The following is a 17,423-nucleotide window of genomic DNA, read 5'->3' as shown; positions in this document are numbered from 1 at the left end:
CCAGACAAGCCACGGGCTGCCAGCGATAGTTGTGTAGAAACAGGCTGTGGATTGGCCATTGAGGACGGCATCCCCCAATGGCCACGCTTTCCACGGGCAGTGAGTTCAGGCAGGCACGGCCGTCAGACCTGCGCCAGGCGCACCTGCCGCTCCAGTTCGGCCTTGAGCCCCGGTTCCAGCTTGAGCTGGCGTGCCAGTTCGTCGAGGTAGGATTTTTCCATGAAGCTCTCTTCGTCCACCATCATCACACTGGCGATGTACATCTCGGCCGCCATTTCCGGGGTGCTGGCAGCGCGCGCGACGTCGGCCGGGTCGAGTGGCTTGTTGAGTTCGGCGTGCAGCCAATGCTGCAGTGCCTGATCGTTGTCCAGCCGGGTGAATTCGCCTTCGATCAGCGCACGCTCGCGCTCGTCGACATGACCATCGGCCTTGGCCGCCGCCACCAGCGCCTTGAGGATGGCCTGGCTATGCTCCTCGACCTGCGCGGGCGGCAAGCGGTCAAGGGTTTGTGGGGCGGAGTGTGGCGCCGTGCCCTGCTGGGCCTGCCAGTTGCCATAAGCCTTGTAGGCCAGGACGCCCAAGGCCGCGAGACCACCATAGGTCACTGCCTTGCCGCCATACTTGCGAGCCTTCTTGCTGCCCAACAGCAGGCCCATGGCACCGGCGGCCAACGCACCGCCGGTGGCGCCGGACAACAGACTGCTCAATCCGCTGGAGCCTGAAGCATTACGCTGAGGGGTGCCGGTCTTGTTCTGCAACATATCCTGACCGGACTTGAGTAGCTGATCGAGCAAACCACGGGTGTTCATGTGCAGCCTCCAGAAAAAAGACGTTACTGAATAAATAGGGTCGTCAGTCTAGATCTAAATTGCCCGAGGCTTGGCTGCGAGAGTGCTTCAAGATGTTGGCAAAAAACACGGCAGGGTGACATCAGCAGGCCATGATCCGAAGCGTACCTCGGTGCCTGGTGAATGCCGCCCCGACCACACTGCAATTGACGGGATGCCGGACGCCCCGAAGGGGCGCCGGCAATCACCGGGTTGACGCAGGGTTCACTGGACCTGGCGGGCCAGTTCCTCTTGCCGGATAAGCCGCTTGTTGATCTTGCCGACACTGGTCTTGGGGATATCGTCCACGATCCTGATCTGCTTGGGGATCGCCCACTTGTTGATGCGGCCACTCTCGACATAGTGATGCAGATGGACCTCCAACTGCCCGGGAGCAATATCTTCGCCGGGCACACCCACCACCAGGGCAATCGGCCGCTCCCCCCACTGCGGATCAGGAATACCGACCACCGCGACCGATGCAACCGCCGGGTGCTCACTGATCAGGCTTTCCAGTTCCAGCGAGCTGATCCACTCGCCCCCGGTCTTGATCACGTCCTTGAGGCGGTCCTTGATCTCCACCACACCCAGCGCGTCGATCGAAGCGATGTCGCCGGTATGCATCCAGCCGTTTTCCCAGAGCTGAGCGCCTTGCTCCGGTTCTTTCAGGTAACCCTGGGTCAGCCAGGGCGCACGCAGCACAATCTCGCCCTGGGATTCACCATCGTGAGGCGCCTCGTTACCGAAGGCGTCGATGATTTTCATCTCGACCATCGGCACCGCCACCCCGGTCTTGATCCTGGCAGCCACCTGGTCCTGCGCGCTTTGCGCGGATTCCGGCTCACGCAAGTGCGTAAGGCAAATCAACGGACAGGTCTCGGACATACCATAGCCACTGTGGACCAGCATGCCTTTTGCCGTCGCTTGGGCCGCGACGCCATGGGTCAAGGCACTGCCACCCAGGAGCAGTTTCCAGCCGGTGAAGTCAGCCTGCATCGCTTCCTTGCAATCGAGGATCATCTGCAGAATCGTCGGTACGCAATGGGAAAAGGTGACCTTCTCATCGCGGTGCAGCCTGACCAGGCTATTGGGTTCATAGCGACCCGGGTAAACCTGCTTGATCCCCATCAGCGTCGCCACATATGGCACGCCCCAGGCGTGCACATGGAACATCGGCGTGATGGGCATGTACACGTCGTCCGAGCGCAGCAACGGCAAGCCCTGGTACACGCCCAGGGTGCCCACGGCGTTCAGGGTATGCAGCACCAACTGGCGGTGGCTGAAATACACCCCCTTGGGGTTGCCCGTGGTGCCGGTGGTGTAGAACAGGGTCGCCACCGAATTCTCGTCGAAGTCGGGGAAGTCGAAGTGCGGCTCACTCCGGGCCAGCAGCGCTTCATATTCGCCCAACACCGGTAACCCGGTGGCGGGTGCGCCGACGTCGCTGAGCTGGATAAAGCCCTTGACGGTCGTCAGCTCGCCATGAATCTGCTCCATCAACGGCAGGAAATCATCATGCACCAGCACCACGTCATCCTCGGCGTGGTTCATGGTATAGAGCACCTGCTCGGGCGAGAGGCGGATGTTGACCGTGTGCAACACCGCGCCAATCATCGGCACGGCGAAGAAACACTCCAGGTAGCGGTGGCTGTCCCAATCGAGCAGGGCCACGGTATCCCCTGCCTTTACGCCTGCGTTGACCAGCGCATTGGCCAGGCGCCTGATCCGCTCATTGAGCGTGCGGTAGTTGTAGCGCAGCTTGTCTGCGTAGACGATCTCCTGCTCGGGCGCGTAGCGGGCCCCCGAGAGCAGCAGGCTTTTGATCAACAAGGGATAGCTGTAAGCGCCTTCTGCGGGCGCGATTATTTTTGTTTTCGACACGGTGGGGCTTCCTGATTCTGTAGGTTGCAGGTCGTCTGCGATGCTCGGGCTCAGAACTGTTCGGCGTCGAGCAAGTACAGCGACTCACTGCCGGCCCTGACCGACGCGGCCAGCGACTCGATGCGCGGCAACAAACGTGCGAAATAGAAGCGCGCAGTCCCCATCTTGCTGGCGTAGAAGTCATCCTGCGCTTCCTTGCCCAGTGCGGCCTTGGCCATCAACGCCCACATGTAGGCGTAGGCGGTGTAGCCGAAGGCATGCAGGTATTCCACCGACGCCGCGCCGATTTCGTTCGGGTTGCCCTTGGCGCGATCCAGCACCCAGGCCGTCAGTTCGTCGAGGCGGTCCAGGGCCGCATCGAGCGGCTTGACGAACTCGCCCAGCGCCGCGTCTGCCGTGGCCGTGAAATGACGGATCTCGTCAGCGAACAGTTGGTAGTACGCGCCGCCCGTGCCCACCACCTTGCGTCCCACCAGGTCCAGTGCCTGGATGCCGTTGGTGCCTTCGTAGATCTGGGTGATCCGCACGTCGCGCACCAGTTGTTCCTGGCCCCACTCGCGGATGTAGCCGTGGCCACCGAACACCTGCTGGCCGTGCACCGTGGTTTCCAGGCCCAGGTCGGTCAGGAACGCCTTGGCGACCGGGGTCAGCAGCGCCACCAGTTCTTCGGCGCGTTTGCGCGTGGCCGGGTCTTCGCTGTACTTGGCCGTATCGAGTTGCATGGCCACGTAGGTGGAAAACGCCCGGCCGCCTTCGTTACAGGCCTTCATGGTCAGCAACATGCGGCGCACGTCAGGATGCCCGATGATCGGGTCAGCCACCTTGTCCTTGGCTTGCGGTCCGGTCGGCGCCCGGCTCTGCAGGCGATCGCGGGCGTATTCCACGGCGTTCTGGTAGGAGCGTTCGGCGGTCGCCAGGCCCTGGATACCCACCCCCAGGCGTTCGTAGTTCATCATGGTGAACATGGCCAACAGGCCTTTGTTCGGCTCGCCGACCAGGTAACCCACGGCTTCGTCGAAGTTCATCACGCAGGTGGACGACCCCTTGATGCCCATCTTGTGCTCGATCGAACCACAGCTGACCGGATTGCGCGCCCCCAGGCTGCCGTCGGCATTGACCATGAACTTGGGCACCAGGAACAGCGAGATACCTTTTGCCCCGGCCGGCGCGTCCGGCAGCTTGGCCAGCACCAGGTGGATGATGTTCTCGGTCAGGTCCTGCTCACCACCGGTGATGAAGATCTTGGTACCGCTGACCTTGTAGGCGCCATCGGCCTGAGGTTCGGCCTTGGTGCGGATGATCCCCAGGTCGGTACCGGCGTGGGGCTCGGTCAGGCACATGGAGCCGGTCCAGACGCCGGCGTACATGTTCGGCAGGTAGGCCGCCTTCAGCTCTTCGCTGGCGTGGGCCTTGAGCGACAGGCAGGCACCGGCGGTCAACATCGGGTACAGGCCGAAGGACAGGTTGGCGCCATTGACCATTTCCTCGACCTGGGCGCCAATCACCTTGGGCATGCCCATGCCGCCGTAGGCCGGATCACCGCCCACACCGACCCAGCCGCCTTCGGCAAAGGCACGGTAGGCTGCGGGGAAACCGTCCGGCGTGGTCACCGCGCCGTCGCTCCAGGTGCAGCCCTGCTCGTCGCCACTGCGATTGAGCGGGGCAATGAGGCCTGCAGCCACCTTGCCGGCTTCCTCGAGCACGGCCGTGGCCGTCTCTTCATCGACCAGTTCGGCCAGGGCTGGCATGGAGGCCCACAACCGGGAGACTTCAAAGACTTCGTTGAGTACGAAACGCATATCGCGCAGGGGAGCTTTGTAATCAGACATGTTTCAAACACTCAGGCAATGTCAGGGCAAGAAGCTGCCCTGATGGATAAAAAGGTTCACGCAGGCTTGGCGACGCGGGCCGGCATGCCGGTATCGCGCAGCAGGAAGTAGGACAGCGCCGGAATCAGGATCAAGGCTCCGAGCATGTTCCAGAGGAACATGAAGGTCAGCAGGATGCCCATGTCGGCCTGGAACTTGATCGGCGACCAGGCCCAGCACACCACACCGGCGGCCAGGGTGATGCCGACCAGGCCGACCACCCGGCCCGTGAAGGACACCGCGTTGCGATAGGCCTCGGCCAATGGCATGCCGCTGCGCTGGTAGGCCAGTTGCACACTGAGCAGGTACAGCGCGTAATCCACGCCGATGCCCACCCCCAGGGCGATCACCGGCAAGGTCGCGACTTTCACGCCGATGCCCATGACCACCATCAAGGCCTCGCAGAGAATCGAGGTCAGCACCAGCGGCAACAGGGCCACCAGCACAGCGCGCCAGCTGCGGAAGGTGATCAGGCAGAACACGATGACTGCCAGGTAGACATAGATCAGCATGGTGCGGTTGGCTTCGCGCACCACGATGTTGGTTGCCGCTTCAATGCCCGCGGTGCCGGCGGCCAGCAGGAACTGGCGATCGTCGGTGCTGTTGGCCTTGGCGAAGCGGTCGGCGATCGCCACCACCGCGTCCAGGGTCTCGGCCTTGTGGTCCTTGAGGTAGGCAATGACCGGCATCACCGAGCAATCGTTATTGAACAGTTCCGGCGCATTGACCGAGGCCTGTTGAGCGGCGTAGTTCAGGACGTCCTGGTTGCGCTGGATGTTGTTGAGCTTGGGGTTGCCTTCGAACGAGCCCGCGGTGATCTGGCGCACCGCGTTGACCAGCGATGAGGTCGCCTGCACGCCCGGGTACTGTTGCAGCTCCCAGGCCAGGCGGTCGGCGAGGATCAGGGTCTGGTAGTTCAGGCAGCCTTCGGCCGGGGTCTTGATCATCACCGCGAACAGGTCGCTGGACAGCGCGTAGTGGCTGGTGATGTAGGCGTTGTCGCGGTTGTAGCGCGAGTCCGCGCGCAACTCCGGGGCGCCACTGTCGAGGTCGCCGATTTTCAGTTGCAGGCTGACCACAAAGCCCGCGATACCCAACACCAGGGCGCCGATGACAATGCCGGTGGCCCACTTGCGCGTGGTGAACCGGTCGAGCAGGTCCCACAGCTTGCCGAAACCGCGGTGATTGTCGGCCCGGGAATCGATCTTCAAGGCACGCTCGGCCGCCTGGGTGCCGACGCCGATATAGGACAGCGCCACCGGCATCAGCAACAGCGAGGTGAAGATCAGTACCGCCACGCCGATGCTGGCGGTAATGGCCAGGTCCTGGATCACCGGGATGTCGATCAGCATCAGCACGGCGAAACCGACGGCGTCGGCCAGCAGCGCGGTGACACCGGCAATGAACAGACGGCGGAAGGTGTAGCGCGCCGCGATCAGCTTGTGGGTGCCGCGGGCGATGTCCTGCATGATGCCGTTCATCTTCTGCGCGGCGTGGGACACGCCGATGGCAAAGATCAGGAAAGGCACCAGGATCGAGTACGGATCGAGGGCGTAACCCAGCCAGGCGACGATGCCCAACTGCCAGACCACCGCCGTCAGCGAGCAGAAGATCACCAGCAAGGTGCTGCGGATGCAACGGGTATAGAGGTAGATGATGACGAACGAGGTGACCACGGCCAGGCCGAAGAACATCATCACCTGGATCAGGCCGTCGATCAGGTCGCCCATCAACTTGGCGAAACCGATCACCCGCACCTTGTACTTGCCCTCGCCCTCCTCCCCGGCCTTGCGCGCCTTGCTGTCGCCGCCGAACTCGATCTGGTCGCGCAACTGCTGTTCCAGTTGCTGGGCGAAGGCATGGTAATCGATGCCATGGCCCGTGGCCGTCGCCGTGTCCAGCAGCGGCACGATCAGCATGGTCGATTTGAAATCGCTGGCCACCAGGCTACCGACGATGCCGGCGCGGTTGATGTTCTGGCGCAGCTGTTCGATATCCTTGGTCGAGCCCTGATAGGTATCGGGCATCACCGGGCCACCCTGGAAGCCTTCCTCGGTGACTTCGGTCCAGCGCACCGACGGGCTCCAGAGTGACTTCATCCAGGCGCGATCGACGCCTTCGGTCAGGAACAACTCGTCATTGACCTGCTTGAGCAGGCTCAGGTACTCAGGGTCGAAAATATCGCCCTCGGTGTTTTCGATCACCACCCGTACCGAGCTGCCCAGGCCGCGCAAGGACTTGCGGTTTTCCAGGAAATTCTGGATGTACGGCTGGCTCTGCGGAATCATTTTCTCGAAGCTGGGGCGCAACTCCAGGCGGGTTGCCATCATGTAGCCCAGCACCAGAGTGATCAGTGCCATGAGCAGCATGAACAGCGGACGATGGTTGAACACCCAACGTTCCAGTCGGTTGCCGGAGCTTCGGTCGAAGTCATGCAAGTCGCAAATCACCGGCATGGTGTCTTGCTTTATATTGCCCATGTCTGGGTACTCACTCTAATGGGTTCAGTTCTTATTCTTGGCCCAGCGCACGCGCACCACGGCTGCCAACCAGCACCAGCGCACCATCGGCGGTCAGGGTGGCGCCCGCGACGGGTGACTGGTTTTGTTGCGCCTGCAATTGCAGGCCACTGCCATCTTTCAAGCTGACCAGCCGGTGCCCGGCCTGGGTGAACAGCTCGTAGCGCCCATTGGCGTCCAGGGTGGCGGCGGTAATGTTGACCTGCAGCCCGGTGCTCAGCGGGCTCCAGCTGGCGCCGCCATCGGTGCTGCGAAACACATGCCCGCGCAGACCGTAGGCCAGGACTTCACCCGGCTTGCCCACGACCCCGAAAAAGCTGCCTTGATAAGGCGAGTGCACGGCCAGGAAACGCTGCTGCGCGTCATCCCACTTGAGCAGCAATCCCTGTTCGCCGGCGATGTACAGCGCGTCGCCCGTGGAGGCGATGGCATTGAGGTGAAAGCCCTGCGGGTTGTCGATACGGTCCTGGAAGGGGGTCCAGTGCTTGCCACCGTCTTCCGTGCGCAGGATCAGGTTGAACACACCCACCACATAACCGACCTGATCATTGGCAAACCAGACATCGAGGAGCGGCTTGTCGGCGCCCTCTTCAATCAGCCGCTGGCCCTCTTCGACACGCAGCGCCCATTGTTCGTTGTTCGGCTCAGCCTGGGCCAGGGCGCCGTAGTGCTTGACCAGCAAGGCGCCGATCTCACGGCCGTCCAGTTGTTTGTTCCAGGTCTGGCCAGCATCGCTGCTGTGCAGCACCACGCCATCGCTGCCAACGGCCCAGCCTTGCTCTGCAGTCGGGAAAGACACGGCATTGAGGTCGGCACTGACCGGCACGTTCACCTGCTGCCACTGGTGACCTGAATCATCGGAATAAAGAATGTGACCACGCTGCCCTACGACAACCAGGCGCTCACCCGCACGGGCCGCGGCGAGCAGGGGGCTGCTCACGGCCAGGGCACTGAGCTGGGCCGGCTGGTCCAGCACGTCGACGAAGCTGGCGGCTTGAGCGATTCCTTGCCACAACACCAGTGCCAGCAATACGCACTTCTTGTACGAACCCATACTGCGTCCTCTTGAAAAAGCCGCGCCGGGAGCACCCCAGGGTGCAACCCGGCGTTGAAGTCAGACGCCCACGGCATGCGGCCACTCCACCGTCAGTGGACCGCAGGGCGCCTTGTCACAGCATTAGCGAATGCCGGCACCCGCCAGGGACTCAGGCGACCATTGCGCCTTGGACAGCGAGTCGATGTAGCGGATACCACCGTAAGGGCCCACCACTCCGTTGATGTTGTAGGAACCGCCCACCAGGTCGTAGATCATGAAAGGCGTGGTGTCCGGTACCTGCTTGTCATAGCTCTGGCTGAGGAAGGCAAAGGAGCCGCGATAGAGTTGGCCACGTGCGTCGTATTGGTCCGAAGCCACAGCGGCCCAGCTGTCTTCATCCAGGTAGAAGCGACGCTTCTGGTAGATGTGGCGCGCGCCAGCCTTGAGGTTGCCCTCCACCACCCAGACGCGGTGTTTCTCCCAGCGCACGAAATCGGGTGCAAGATGGTTCGGGGTGGTCAGCGACTTGGGATCCTGGGCATAGGTCAGCTTGTAGGTGTTGTAGGGCACGATCATTTCCTGCTTGCCCACCAGCTTCCAGTCGTAGCGGTCCAGCGCACCGTTGAACACGAACACATCGTCGAAGGTCCCGGCACCGGCGGTACCCGGGTTAGGCGTGTCGTAGGCCAGGTTCGGCGCCAGCTTGACCCGGCGCTGGCCAGGCAGGTATTGCCAGGCGCGGCGCGGCTGCTCGAGCGGGTTGGCCGCGTCCTTGAGCATCAGCGCCTCACCGGCCCGGCGTGCAGGGCCGGTGTAGTACAGCTTCATCTGGTAGTACACATCGGAGCTGCTGATCGGCTGTGCCAGGTTTTCGTAGATCGGGTAGGTAATGAACGCCTGTCCGGTGGTGGCCAGGCTCGCCACACCGGCCGAGTCGACGTTCCAGGAGTCGTACTTGGAGTTGATGTTGACGCCCTGATAACGCAGCAGGAAGTTCCACATGGCTTCGCTGCCCGATTGCGGGATCGGGAACGGCACGCCCGGCAGCACATTGTCGATGGCCAACCCGCCCTCAAGGGACTTGGCGCCGCCGGCATTTTTCCGGCTGTTGTCGAGGATGGCCTGGGGCAATGCCACGGAGCGGTGGGTCGGGTAGACATCGATGCGGTAAGTGGGAAAGCGCTTGGCCAGCTCAACCGAAGTGGCGGTGAGCATGCCCTTGTACTGGTCGACGTTCTTGCCATCGATCACCAGCAGTGGCTTTTCACTGGCGTAAGGGTCCGGGCGCATGCTGTCGCCCGCCTTGAAGCTTGCCGGGGCGGTAGTCAGGCCGCCGCTGTAGGCAGGAATCGAGCCGTCGCCGTTACCGGCCTTTTCCGCGCCCAGCAGGGTCAGGCTGGTACCCAGTTTGGCCGCCTCTTGTTCGGATACGGCGGCTTGTGCCTGAGCGGCAAGCATCATGGCCAGGGAAGTGGCCAGCAGCGTTTTCACGAATTTCATTTTGTTATTCTCCTGCTTACATGACTAAGCAATGGGTGAATCAGAAGGTGGTTTTCAGCGTCAGGTACAGCGCGCCACGGTCTTCCGTGGTCGCGCCGCCGCCCGAGAAGGCCGAGTAGCCACCGGCGTAACAGGCATAGTTCTCGTTGCCACTAAAGGCGTTCGGCGTCGAGCCATCGCCACTCCCGGCGTTGGCCGCGCCGGTGCTCAGGCCGCTGACATCGCACTTGTCAGTCTGGCCAAAGGAGTCCACGTACTTGAGGTCGACAAAGTACTTGTTGTAAACGGCGGCACCGACGCCAACCGCATAGTTGCCGGTGTCTTCCGCGCCACCGCCGGAAACCGGCGAAACACCATCGAGGCCGACATTGACGGACAGCGGCATGGTCATATCCACACCCGGGAACACCTGGTACCAGGTCGGCGTGAAGTTGACCGCGAGACCCCAGTTGTCACGGGTCGGGGCATCAATGCCGCGGTAACTGCCCTTGCCCTTGTAGAGTGCCTCGTTCTTGCCATCGAGCTTGAGCAGGTTGCTGTAGTAGAGCTCGGAGAGCAGGACGGCCGAATCGAACAGCGCCGTCTTGGGAATGGTCATCAGGCCATTGAGGGTCCAGTGCAGCGTTTCACCGGTAGCGCTCATGCTGTCCCCATGGTGGGGGGCGTCATAGACAATGCCAGTGGCGTCGGTACGCGGCGGCAACAGGCCCAGACCATTACCCAGCCCCAGCGGGCTGGTGGAGCTGAGGATGGCCGGGATACTGGCCAGCGGCATGTTGTGGCGGATGTTCAAGTCACTGCCGACACTGATGCCGCCAACATCCTTGGACAGGCTCAAGCCGAAGATGTCGATGTCGCCGCCATAGGCCATTTGATAGGTGGCCGAGCTCAACGAGTTCAGGGTATTGACGACAGCCGGCACCTGGCCCGCTGGGCGTGTGCCGTTGGCATTGGCCGAGCTCAGCCCTGTGGCGTTCAACCAGGCCTGCGGCAGGATGTCCGACGTCTTGCGGTAGTAGACGCCGAGGGTGCCATCGAGCCATTGCGGCGACCACTTGGCCATCACGCCCCAGTCGCCCCGCTTGTCCGGTTCCAGGTCATGGCCACGGCGGACGTTGGTCAGGGCGTTGCAAGGCGCCAGGCCGCAACCCAATGGGCTGCCAGGTACCACGCCGTTGGTGTTGCCGAGCAGGAACGACTGCGCGCCAGACCCCACCAGGTCGGAACCGCCGTAGTACGTGCCGGCCTCAGGCAGGCGGGCGGCGTCCCAATCCAGGAAGTACTGGGCACCGACGGTCAACTCTTGGTTGACGGTGAACGACGTCGAGATCTGATTGCGCGGAACGAACAGCTCCTTGGCCTCGGTACCAGGGGACGCCGCCAGCTTGGCCAGGTCCAGGCCGGATTGGCCGAAGCTGACCGAGTGCACAGGGTTGAGCAAGGTCTCGCCCCAGAACACGTTGTGCTGGCCGGCCTTGACGCTGAACAACGACTCTTCGCCCACTTCGGTGCTGTAGAACACGAAGGCATCGAGGATTTCGCCCGAGGGCCCGGTGTAATAACGCTGGGCGTAGTTGCTCAGGTGCGGGCTGCCGTTGCCGACATTGTCCCCGGTGACGCCGGCCAGGCGCGGGTCGTTGGCGATCAGGCCGGACCGTGCGTCATTACCGTTGACGAACGGGTTGGAGTTGGAACCGGTGTTCTCGTAGGCCTTGTCGTACCAACTGGCAGCACTGACGCGAAAGCCCATGTGATCTTGATAGACCACGTCCATCTCGGTCAGCAGGTCGACACGGTTGGTGATGTTGGTGCCGGACTTGCGGAAGTTGTAATCGCCATCGTTGTTGTTCGGTGTCGCCAGCATGCGCTTGTCCGCGCTTTCGGTACGCACGCCGTAGTTGTACTTGACGGTGTTGTCCAGGCGCACGGCCAGGTCCGGGTTACCGGTATCCAGTTCGACGGCATAGGCACCTGGCATGGCGGCAGCCAGAATGGCCGAGGCCAGCAATGTGTGACACGTGGGTGTGAAGCCGTGACTCTTATTGTTATGCATTGTGTTGTCTCCGCCTTTTTGTATTTGTTTTAAGCGCAGCAGCCCTCGCGCAATCCTTTGATCAAGGCACCTGCGATATTCAGGAGTGAGGGCAATTACCGGTTGGCTTGTGGTCAAACCGGTTCCTGAACTAGCGATCCAGCTCCAGGATGAGGGCTTCAGCCTCTGGCCAATGGCCAAAGCCCGAAGCGGGGTTGAGATGGCCGACCTGGCCGAGATTGCGCAGTTCGGACTCCCAGCCCTGGGCCATGCGAGTGACGGCATCCAGGCTGGCAAGGTGATCGTTGGTGCTGGCGGCCACCAGGCTGCGGAACGGCAACGGGCCTTTGGGCAGGGGATCCCAGCCATTGGCGCGCAGGCTGTCCGGGGTGGGATAGCCTTGTGGCCAGGCGGCATCGAGGTCGGGTGGCGCGGCCAGCAGAGCGCCCTTGATCGGACGGTGATGTTTCGCAGCCCAGTGCGCCACCATCAAGACCCCGGCGCTGTGGGCCACCAGGATCACCGGACCGTCGATCTGTTCCAACTGCTGCTGGATCGCCCGGACCCGGGCCGCGCAGTCGAGTTTGTCGGTTTCAAGTGGCGGTACGCTACGTACCTTGCCTAGGCGGGCCTCCAGCAGTGTTTGCCAATGCTCGGCCACGTGCTCACGCAGGCCAGGCACGATCAGAACGGTTGCGGCAGTTTGCAGCTTGTCCACTTGAACACCCTCGGCTTCTCGAAGACTCGACTGGCTCGTTGGCCAGAACTTTTTTGTAGTACCGACCTTAAAGACCCCCCATCCGGTGCGCTTTTCATTTGACGTCAGTCACTTTTCTTTTGATGACAGGTGCCATACCGCTCATGCGTTCAAGCAGTCCGGCAGCCAATGCCGGGAATGGAAAGTGACGCCATGCCATTTATCGTGGAGGCGGCCGTGGGCGGGGCTTCGAGGTGTCTAGTACGCGGATGTAACGGGTAACTCACATCAAAGTATTTTTCATTTCATGACGCGCTGGCTTATAGTCGAGCGGCTTATTTCCATAAAAACAACACTAGGAAATACCACTGAATGACCAAGCTCGTTCGTGCCGCCGTCCTGACCAACTACCTGGAGGTGGCCCACTACCTGGGGTTCAACCCACACGATTTGTTGGCCTCCGTCGGCTTGAACAAAAATCGACTGCAAGTGCCCGAACACCGGATTGCGATCGATGCGGCCGTACGCTTGCTGGAGGACTCGGCCACTGCCAGCGGTTGCCAGAGTTTTGGCCTGAGCATGGCCGAATCGCGCCAGCTCTCCGACTTCGGCGTCGTCAGCCTGCTGCTGACTCACCAGCGAACCCTGCGCGATGCACTGCAGGTGGTGGTGCACTACCGACATCTGCTCAACGATTCGCTGGCCATCTTCATCGAAGAAGCCGGCAAGATGGTGATCATCCGCGAGGAAGTGGTGACCGAGGTACCGATGCCCTGCCGCCAGGCCAACGAGCTGGCCATCGGCGTAATGTTCCGGCTCTGCGCCGCCCTGCTCGGCTCCAGCTGGCAGCCCTACAGCGTCAACTTCACGCACCAGGCGCCCGACAACCTGCAGCTGCATCGACGCCTGTTCGGCTGCAAGCTGGAGTTCGGCAGTGAGTTCAATGGCATTGTCTGCCCCAACGCCAACCTGGACATGACCAACCCCCATGCCGACCCGGCGATGGCGCGTCACGCCCAGCGTTATCTCGACTCGTTGCAAGGCGACCAGGGGCCGTCGACTCTGTTTGAAATCCGCAAGGCCATCTACCTGCTGCTACCGATGGGGCACGCCACCATCGAGCAGATAGCCCAGACCCAGGGCATGAACGTGCGCACCCTGCAGCGACGTTTGAAAGAGGACAATTGCACGTTCAACGATGTGATCAATGATGTGCGCCGCGACCTGGTCCTGCGCTACCTGGAGAACCCGAGTTACTCGCTGGGGCGTATCGCCGACATGCTCGGTTACTCCATGGCAAGTTCGTTCACCCGCTGGTTCATCGCGCAGTTCGGCATGCCGCCTGCCTCCTGGCGCAGCACGCACAAGAACGCCCCGTCCAGAATGCCTGACTGAACAGGCACCCTCCTCGGTCGGCAGGAATCCAACAGAAAAAAAAAGCGGTCGGCTGTCGTCACAGCCGCCGCAAAAAAACCGATGCCAGTGGCCCGGTCGAGTGCCGCGCTACGCCATGGAGGCAACGTAGCGCAGCGCTGCTCGTGCAGTACTTGCGGGGAAAGACAGGGCGCCACGCCCCTTGTAGGAGCGAGCACGCTCGCGATGGACGTTAACGATAACGCGTGTTATCTGATTAAACGCGATGCCCTTGAGCTCATCGCGAGCACGCTCGCTCCTACAATTAACTGACTGGCATTAGGCTTACAGCCCCCAATGCAGCAACAACAGCACCAGGGCGACGAGGAACACGGTTTCCCCAACCATCAGCAAGATGGGCTTGATGCCGACGGCCGCCAGCTCCTTGAGCTGGGTCTTCATGCCCAGGGCACTGATGGAAATCACCAGGCACCAGCGCGACAATTCATTGACCCCGCCCTGCACCACCGGCGCCACCCAGCCGGTACTGTTGAGACAGGCCAGCAACAGGAATCCGACCGCGAACCACGGCAGCAACGGCGGCCGCTTGCCGGTAGTGTCGGCGCCCTGCATGCGGGTGATCATGGCAGCGCACAGAATCACCGGCAGCAGCATCGCGACCCGCATCAACTTGACCACCGTGGCCGTGTCGCCGGTCTCGGTCGACATGCTGTAACCGGCACCGACCACCTGGGCCACGTCATGGATCGTCGCGCCGAGAAACACCCCCGCCACTTGCGGTGACAAGCCGAACCAGTTGGCAATCATCGGGTAAACGATCATGGCCAGGGTGGACAGCGCCGAGACGCCAATCACGGTGAACAGGGTCGCGCGCTCTTTCTGCGGGTGGTTGGGCAGCGCCGCTGCCAACGCCAACGCCGCCGAAGCACCACAGATCGCCGTAGCGCCGCCGGTGAGCATGCCGAACAGGCGCTGGAAGCCCATGGCCTTGGCGGCCAGCACCGAGACGCCGATGGTCACCACCACCAGGATTACCACCAGAGCCACCGGCTTCCAGCCGAGGGCGGCGATCTGCTCGAGGGTGATGCGCATCCCCAGCAGCGCCACGCCGATACGCAGCACCGTGCGCGCCGTGAACTCGATGCCGGCCTTGCATTTGCTCTCACCGGCGAGAAAGTTCAACGCCATGCCCAGTAGCAGGGCGAACAACATGACCGGTGCACCGTAGTGCTCGGACAAGAAAGTCGCCGCCGCGGCCACGGTCAGGCTGACGATAAAACCCGGCGCCAGTTCGCGCGCGCGGCTATGGATACTGGTCAGAGCGATGGCGCTCATGGCGCGGACTCCTCAGGAACGATCACGATATAGGCCTGGTCGTCGACGACCTCGACCGGGTAGTTGGCAACCTTGAGCTTGTCGGAATTGAGCAGGTAACCACTGGCCAGGTCGAAACGCAGGCCATGGGCACAGCACTGAATCACTCGCCCTTCCAGGCGCCCGCCACACAGCGAGGCGCCCTGATGCGGACAACTGTCGTCGATGGCGTAGAGCCTACCGTCGACGTTGAACAACGCCAGGCTCTTGTCGGCGAATTCGAACAGCGACCGTCCTCCGGCCTGCGGGAGCTTGCCGGCAGGCACGGGTACACGCTGGCTCATGAAGGTTGCCGCTCTTGCTGCAGCGCTTCACACATGGCACCGAACAGCGCTTCGGCAGGTTGCGCCCCACTGATCGCCAGGCGACGGTCGAACTGGAAATGCGGCACGCTCTTGACCGGCCTTGTGTCGCTGCCCAGGTACGGACTGGCATCACCGCTCAGGCAGCCGGCCAGGGCGGCACGGTCGAAACCGCACTCCTCGGCAATGGCCAGCAGTGTATCGGCACAACCCAAGTCTTCACCGCGCACAAAGTAGGCGCTGAACAGACGCTCCAGCAGGGCATCACGCTGGGCAGCACTGCCCAGTACAGCCGCCTGCTCCATCAAGCGATGGGCGTCGGCGGTGTTGGGCATCCGCTCGATACCGCGCAGGTCGATGCTGACACCGACCGCAGCCGCGGCCTGCTGCACCTGGGCCTGACGCATGCGCACAGCCTCGACGCTGCCTAGGCGCTGCAGGTAGAACTCGGCAAAGGGTTCGCCCTGGGGCGGCAGATGGGGCAGCAACTGAACACCCTGCCATGCCAGGTCAACCTCGACATCCGGTCGCTCGCTGCGCAACCGGTCCAATGCAACTTCCAGCTGGCGCTTGCCGATCAGGCACCAGGGGCAAATAAAATCGAAGAACACTTCGACGTGCAAACGATGACTCACGATCTCACCTCTAACGCTACATCTGCGACCGGCGTATTGCCGCGCTCACCCTTCAGGCGAGCAATGTCGTTGTGATAATGGCACCTGGCATAAAAGAACACCGCCGCTGCCGCGATGCTGATCAGTGGTACCAACTGGAAGGCCGCATGCAGGCCGATCAGGTCCGATACCTTGCCGGTCACGAACGGGCCCGGGGCAAGCCCGAGCATGTTGTTGACCAGAGTCAGCGTGGCAAAGGCGGTGCCATGCACCGAGTAATGGGTCAGGTTGGCAACCATGGCTCCCGCAGGGCCGGTGATCCCCGTGGCAATCAGCATGCCCAGGCAGATCAGCACCAGTTGCGCAGGCCCCGCCGGCAGGGCAAAGGCGATCGACAACAGCAGGCAACTGCCCAGGCAATAGGCGATGGCCAGGGTCACCTTGCGTTCCGGCGATTGCTGGCTAAGGCGGTCGCTGAGAATGCCGCACAGAATCATCCCCGCGCCGCTGCACAGTACGATAAGCGCCGCCAAGGCACCGGCCTTGTCAGTCCCCATGTCGTAGTAACGGTTCAGGTAGCTCGGCATCCACACCACCACGGTGGCACCGACGAACAACTGCAGGCCGCTACCGATGTAGGCACTGACCACCGAGCGACTGCAATACAGCGTACGCAGCGGGCGCTTGACCGCCGCCGCAGCCTTGTTCGCCGCCGCCATGGCACGTCGTGGGGCGATGCGCGCCTCCTTGACGATGACCGGATACAGCAACGCCAGCAGCAAGCCGAACAGGGCCATGCCGGCGAACGACCAACGCCAGCCCAGCTTGGCCGCGATCACGCCGCCCAAGGCCATGCCCAACACCGCGCCGAACATGCCACCCGCCATGAAGGCGCTGGCCAGCGTAGCCCGCATATGCTTGGGAAACACGGAAATAACCACGGCGATACCCACGCTGCCATAGGCCGCTTCGCCGACACCCACCATGAAGCGGGCAATGAACATTTGCTGATAGTTCTCGGCCAACGCGCAGCCGAGGGTCGCCAGGCTCCAGAGCATGGCCATCAGCGCCAGGCTTTTGACCCGGCCGAAACGATCTGCGAGCAAGGACAGGGGGAACGTCAACAGACCGACCATCAAGGCGACGATGCCGCTGAGCAGGCCGAGTTGACCGTCGCTCAACGCCCACTCGCTCTTGAGCATGGGGAACACGGCGTTAAGCACTTGCCGCGACATGTAGTCTGAAATCAACAGGCCGAAGGTCAGGGCAAAGACGATCCAGGCATAAGGACGCTCAACCGTGACGGTATCCGGGTCCTCGTCACCTGCTGCAATAGGGTGAAAGGCCATGCTGCCTCCTCAGGCGTAACTTGTATTTGTTTTTATAGGGCATGTGGACC

Annotated in this window: 13 protein-coding genes; 1 reads left to right on the top strand and 12 read right to left on the bottom strand. The window is 62.3% G+C overall.

All coding sequences use genetic code 11. The features are described 5' to 3' along the window. Window positions 1-122: 122 nt before the first annotated feature. From CKW07_RS18870 to CKW07_RS18835, 8 genes are all read right to left on the bottom strand, one after another. Window positions 123-809 (bottom strand): tellurite resistance TerB family protein, encoded by a 687-nt coding sequence (locus CKW07_RS18870; protein WP_095146498.1) that lies wholly within the window; start codon window positions 807-809, stop codon window positions 123-125. A gap of 243 nt (window positions 810-1,052) precedes the next feature. Further along, window positions 1,053-2,708, bottom strand: coding sequence for a fatty acid--CoA ligase (locus tag CKW07_RS18865; protein ID WP_095146497.1), 1,656 nt, complete (start codon window positions 2,706-2,708; stop codon window positions 1,053-1,055). A gap of 50 nt (window positions 2,709-2,758) precedes the next feature. After that, window positions 2,759-4,537 (bottom strand): acyl-CoA dehydrogenase C-terminal domain-containing protein, encoded by a 1,779-nt coding sequence (locus tag CKW07_RS18860; RefSeq protein WP_095146496.1) that lies wholly within the window; start codon window positions 4,535-4,537, stop codon window positions 2,759-2,761. A 56-nt stretch (window positions 4,538-4,593) separates the two neighbouring features. Beyond that, window positions 4,594-7,056 (bottom strand): RND family transporter, encoded by a 2,463-nt coding sequence (locus CKW07_RS18855; RefSeq protein ID WP_095146495.1) that lies wholly within the window; start codon window positions 7,054-7,056, stop codon window positions 4,594-4,596. Window positions 7,057-7,087: 31 nt separating this feature from the next. Next, window positions 7,088-8,149 carry a YCF48-related protein gene (locus CKW07_RS18850; RefSeq protein ID WP_095146494.1) on the bottom strand — a complete coding sequence of 354 codons (1,062 nt, stop codon included), beginning with the start codon at window positions 8,147-8,149 and terminating at the stop codon, window positions 7,088-7,090. A 123-nt stretch (window positions 8,150-8,272) separates the two neighbouring features. Beyond that, window positions 8,273-9,631, bottom strand: coding sequence for a DUF1329 domain-containing protein (locus tag CKW07_RS18845; protein ID WP_095146493.1), 1,359 nt, complete (start codon window positions 9,629-9,631; stop codon window positions 8,273-8,275). Between the two features lie 40 nt (window positions 9,632-9,671). After that, window positions 9,672-11,684: a DUF1302 domain-containing protein gene (locus CKW07_RS18840; RefSeq protein WP_095146492.1), complete on the bottom strand. Its 2,013-nt coding sequence runs from the start codon at window positions 11,682-11,684 to the stop codon at window positions 9,672-9,674. A gap of 130 nt (window positions 11,685-11,814) precedes the next feature. Then, window positions 11,815-12,381: an alpha/beta hydrolase gene (locus CKW07_RS18835; protein WP_095146491.1), complete on the bottom strand. Its 567-nt coding sequence runs from the start codon at window positions 12,379-12,381 to the stop codon at window positions 11,815-11,817. Window positions 12,382-12,732: 351 nt separating this feature from the next. On the opposite strand from CKW07_RS18835, the gene CKW07_RS18830 reads away from it, so the two are divergent. Next, window positions 12,733-13,755 (top strand): AraC family transcriptional regulator, encoded by a 1,023-nt coding sequence (locus CKW07_RS18830; protein WP_095146490.1) that lies wholly within the window; start codon window positions 12,733-12,735, stop codon window positions 13,753-13,755. Window positions 13,756-14,058: 303 nt separating this feature from the next. On the opposite strand, the gene CKW07_RS18825 is transcribed toward CKW07_RS18830, so the two are convergent. Genes CKW07_RS18825 through CKW07_RS18810 form a run of 4 tightly spaced genes read right to left on the bottom strand, consistent with a single transcriptional unit; the run spans window position 14,059 to window position 17,373 of the window. Continuing rightward, window positions 14,059-15,069 carry a YeiH family protein gene (locus CKW07_RS18825; protein WP_095146489.1) on the bottom strand — a complete coding sequence of 337 codons (1,011 nt, stop codon included), beginning with the start codon at window positions 15,067-15,069 and terminating at the stop codon, window positions 14,059-14,061. After that, window positions 15,066-15,392: a Rieske 2Fe-2S domain-containing protein gene (locus tag CKW07_RS18820; RefSeq protein WP_095077539.1), complete on the bottom strand. Its 327-nt coding sequence runs from the start codon at window positions 15,390-15,392 to the stop codon at window positions 15,066-15,068. The genes CKW07_RS18825 and CKW07_RS18820 overlap by 4 nt, the downstream gene beginning before the upstream one ends. Beyond that, a complete protein-coding gene (locus CKW07_RS18815; protein ID WP_095146488.1) occupies window positions 15,389-16,045 on the bottom strand; it encodes a DsbA family oxidoreductase in 657 nt (218 codons plus the stop codon). Before CKW07_RS18815 ends, CKW07_RS18820 begins: the two co-directional genes overlap by 4 nt. Continuing rightward, entirely contained in the window at window positions 16,042-17,373 is a 1,332-nt protein-coding gene (locus tag CKW07_RS18810; protein ID WP_095146487.1) for an MFS transporter, read from the bottom strand. The genes CKW07_RS18815 and CKW07_RS18810 overlap by 4 nt, the downstream gene beginning before the upstream one ends. Window positions 17,374-17,423 lie beyond the last annotated feature (50 nt).

Source organism: Pseudomonas sp. Irchel s3b6, assembly GCF_900187415.1.
Lineage (GTDB): Bacteria > Pseudomonadota > Gammaproteobacteria > Pseudomonadales > Pseudomonadaceae > Aquipseudomonas.
This window is presented reverse-complemented; position numbering and strand designations above follow the sequence as displayed.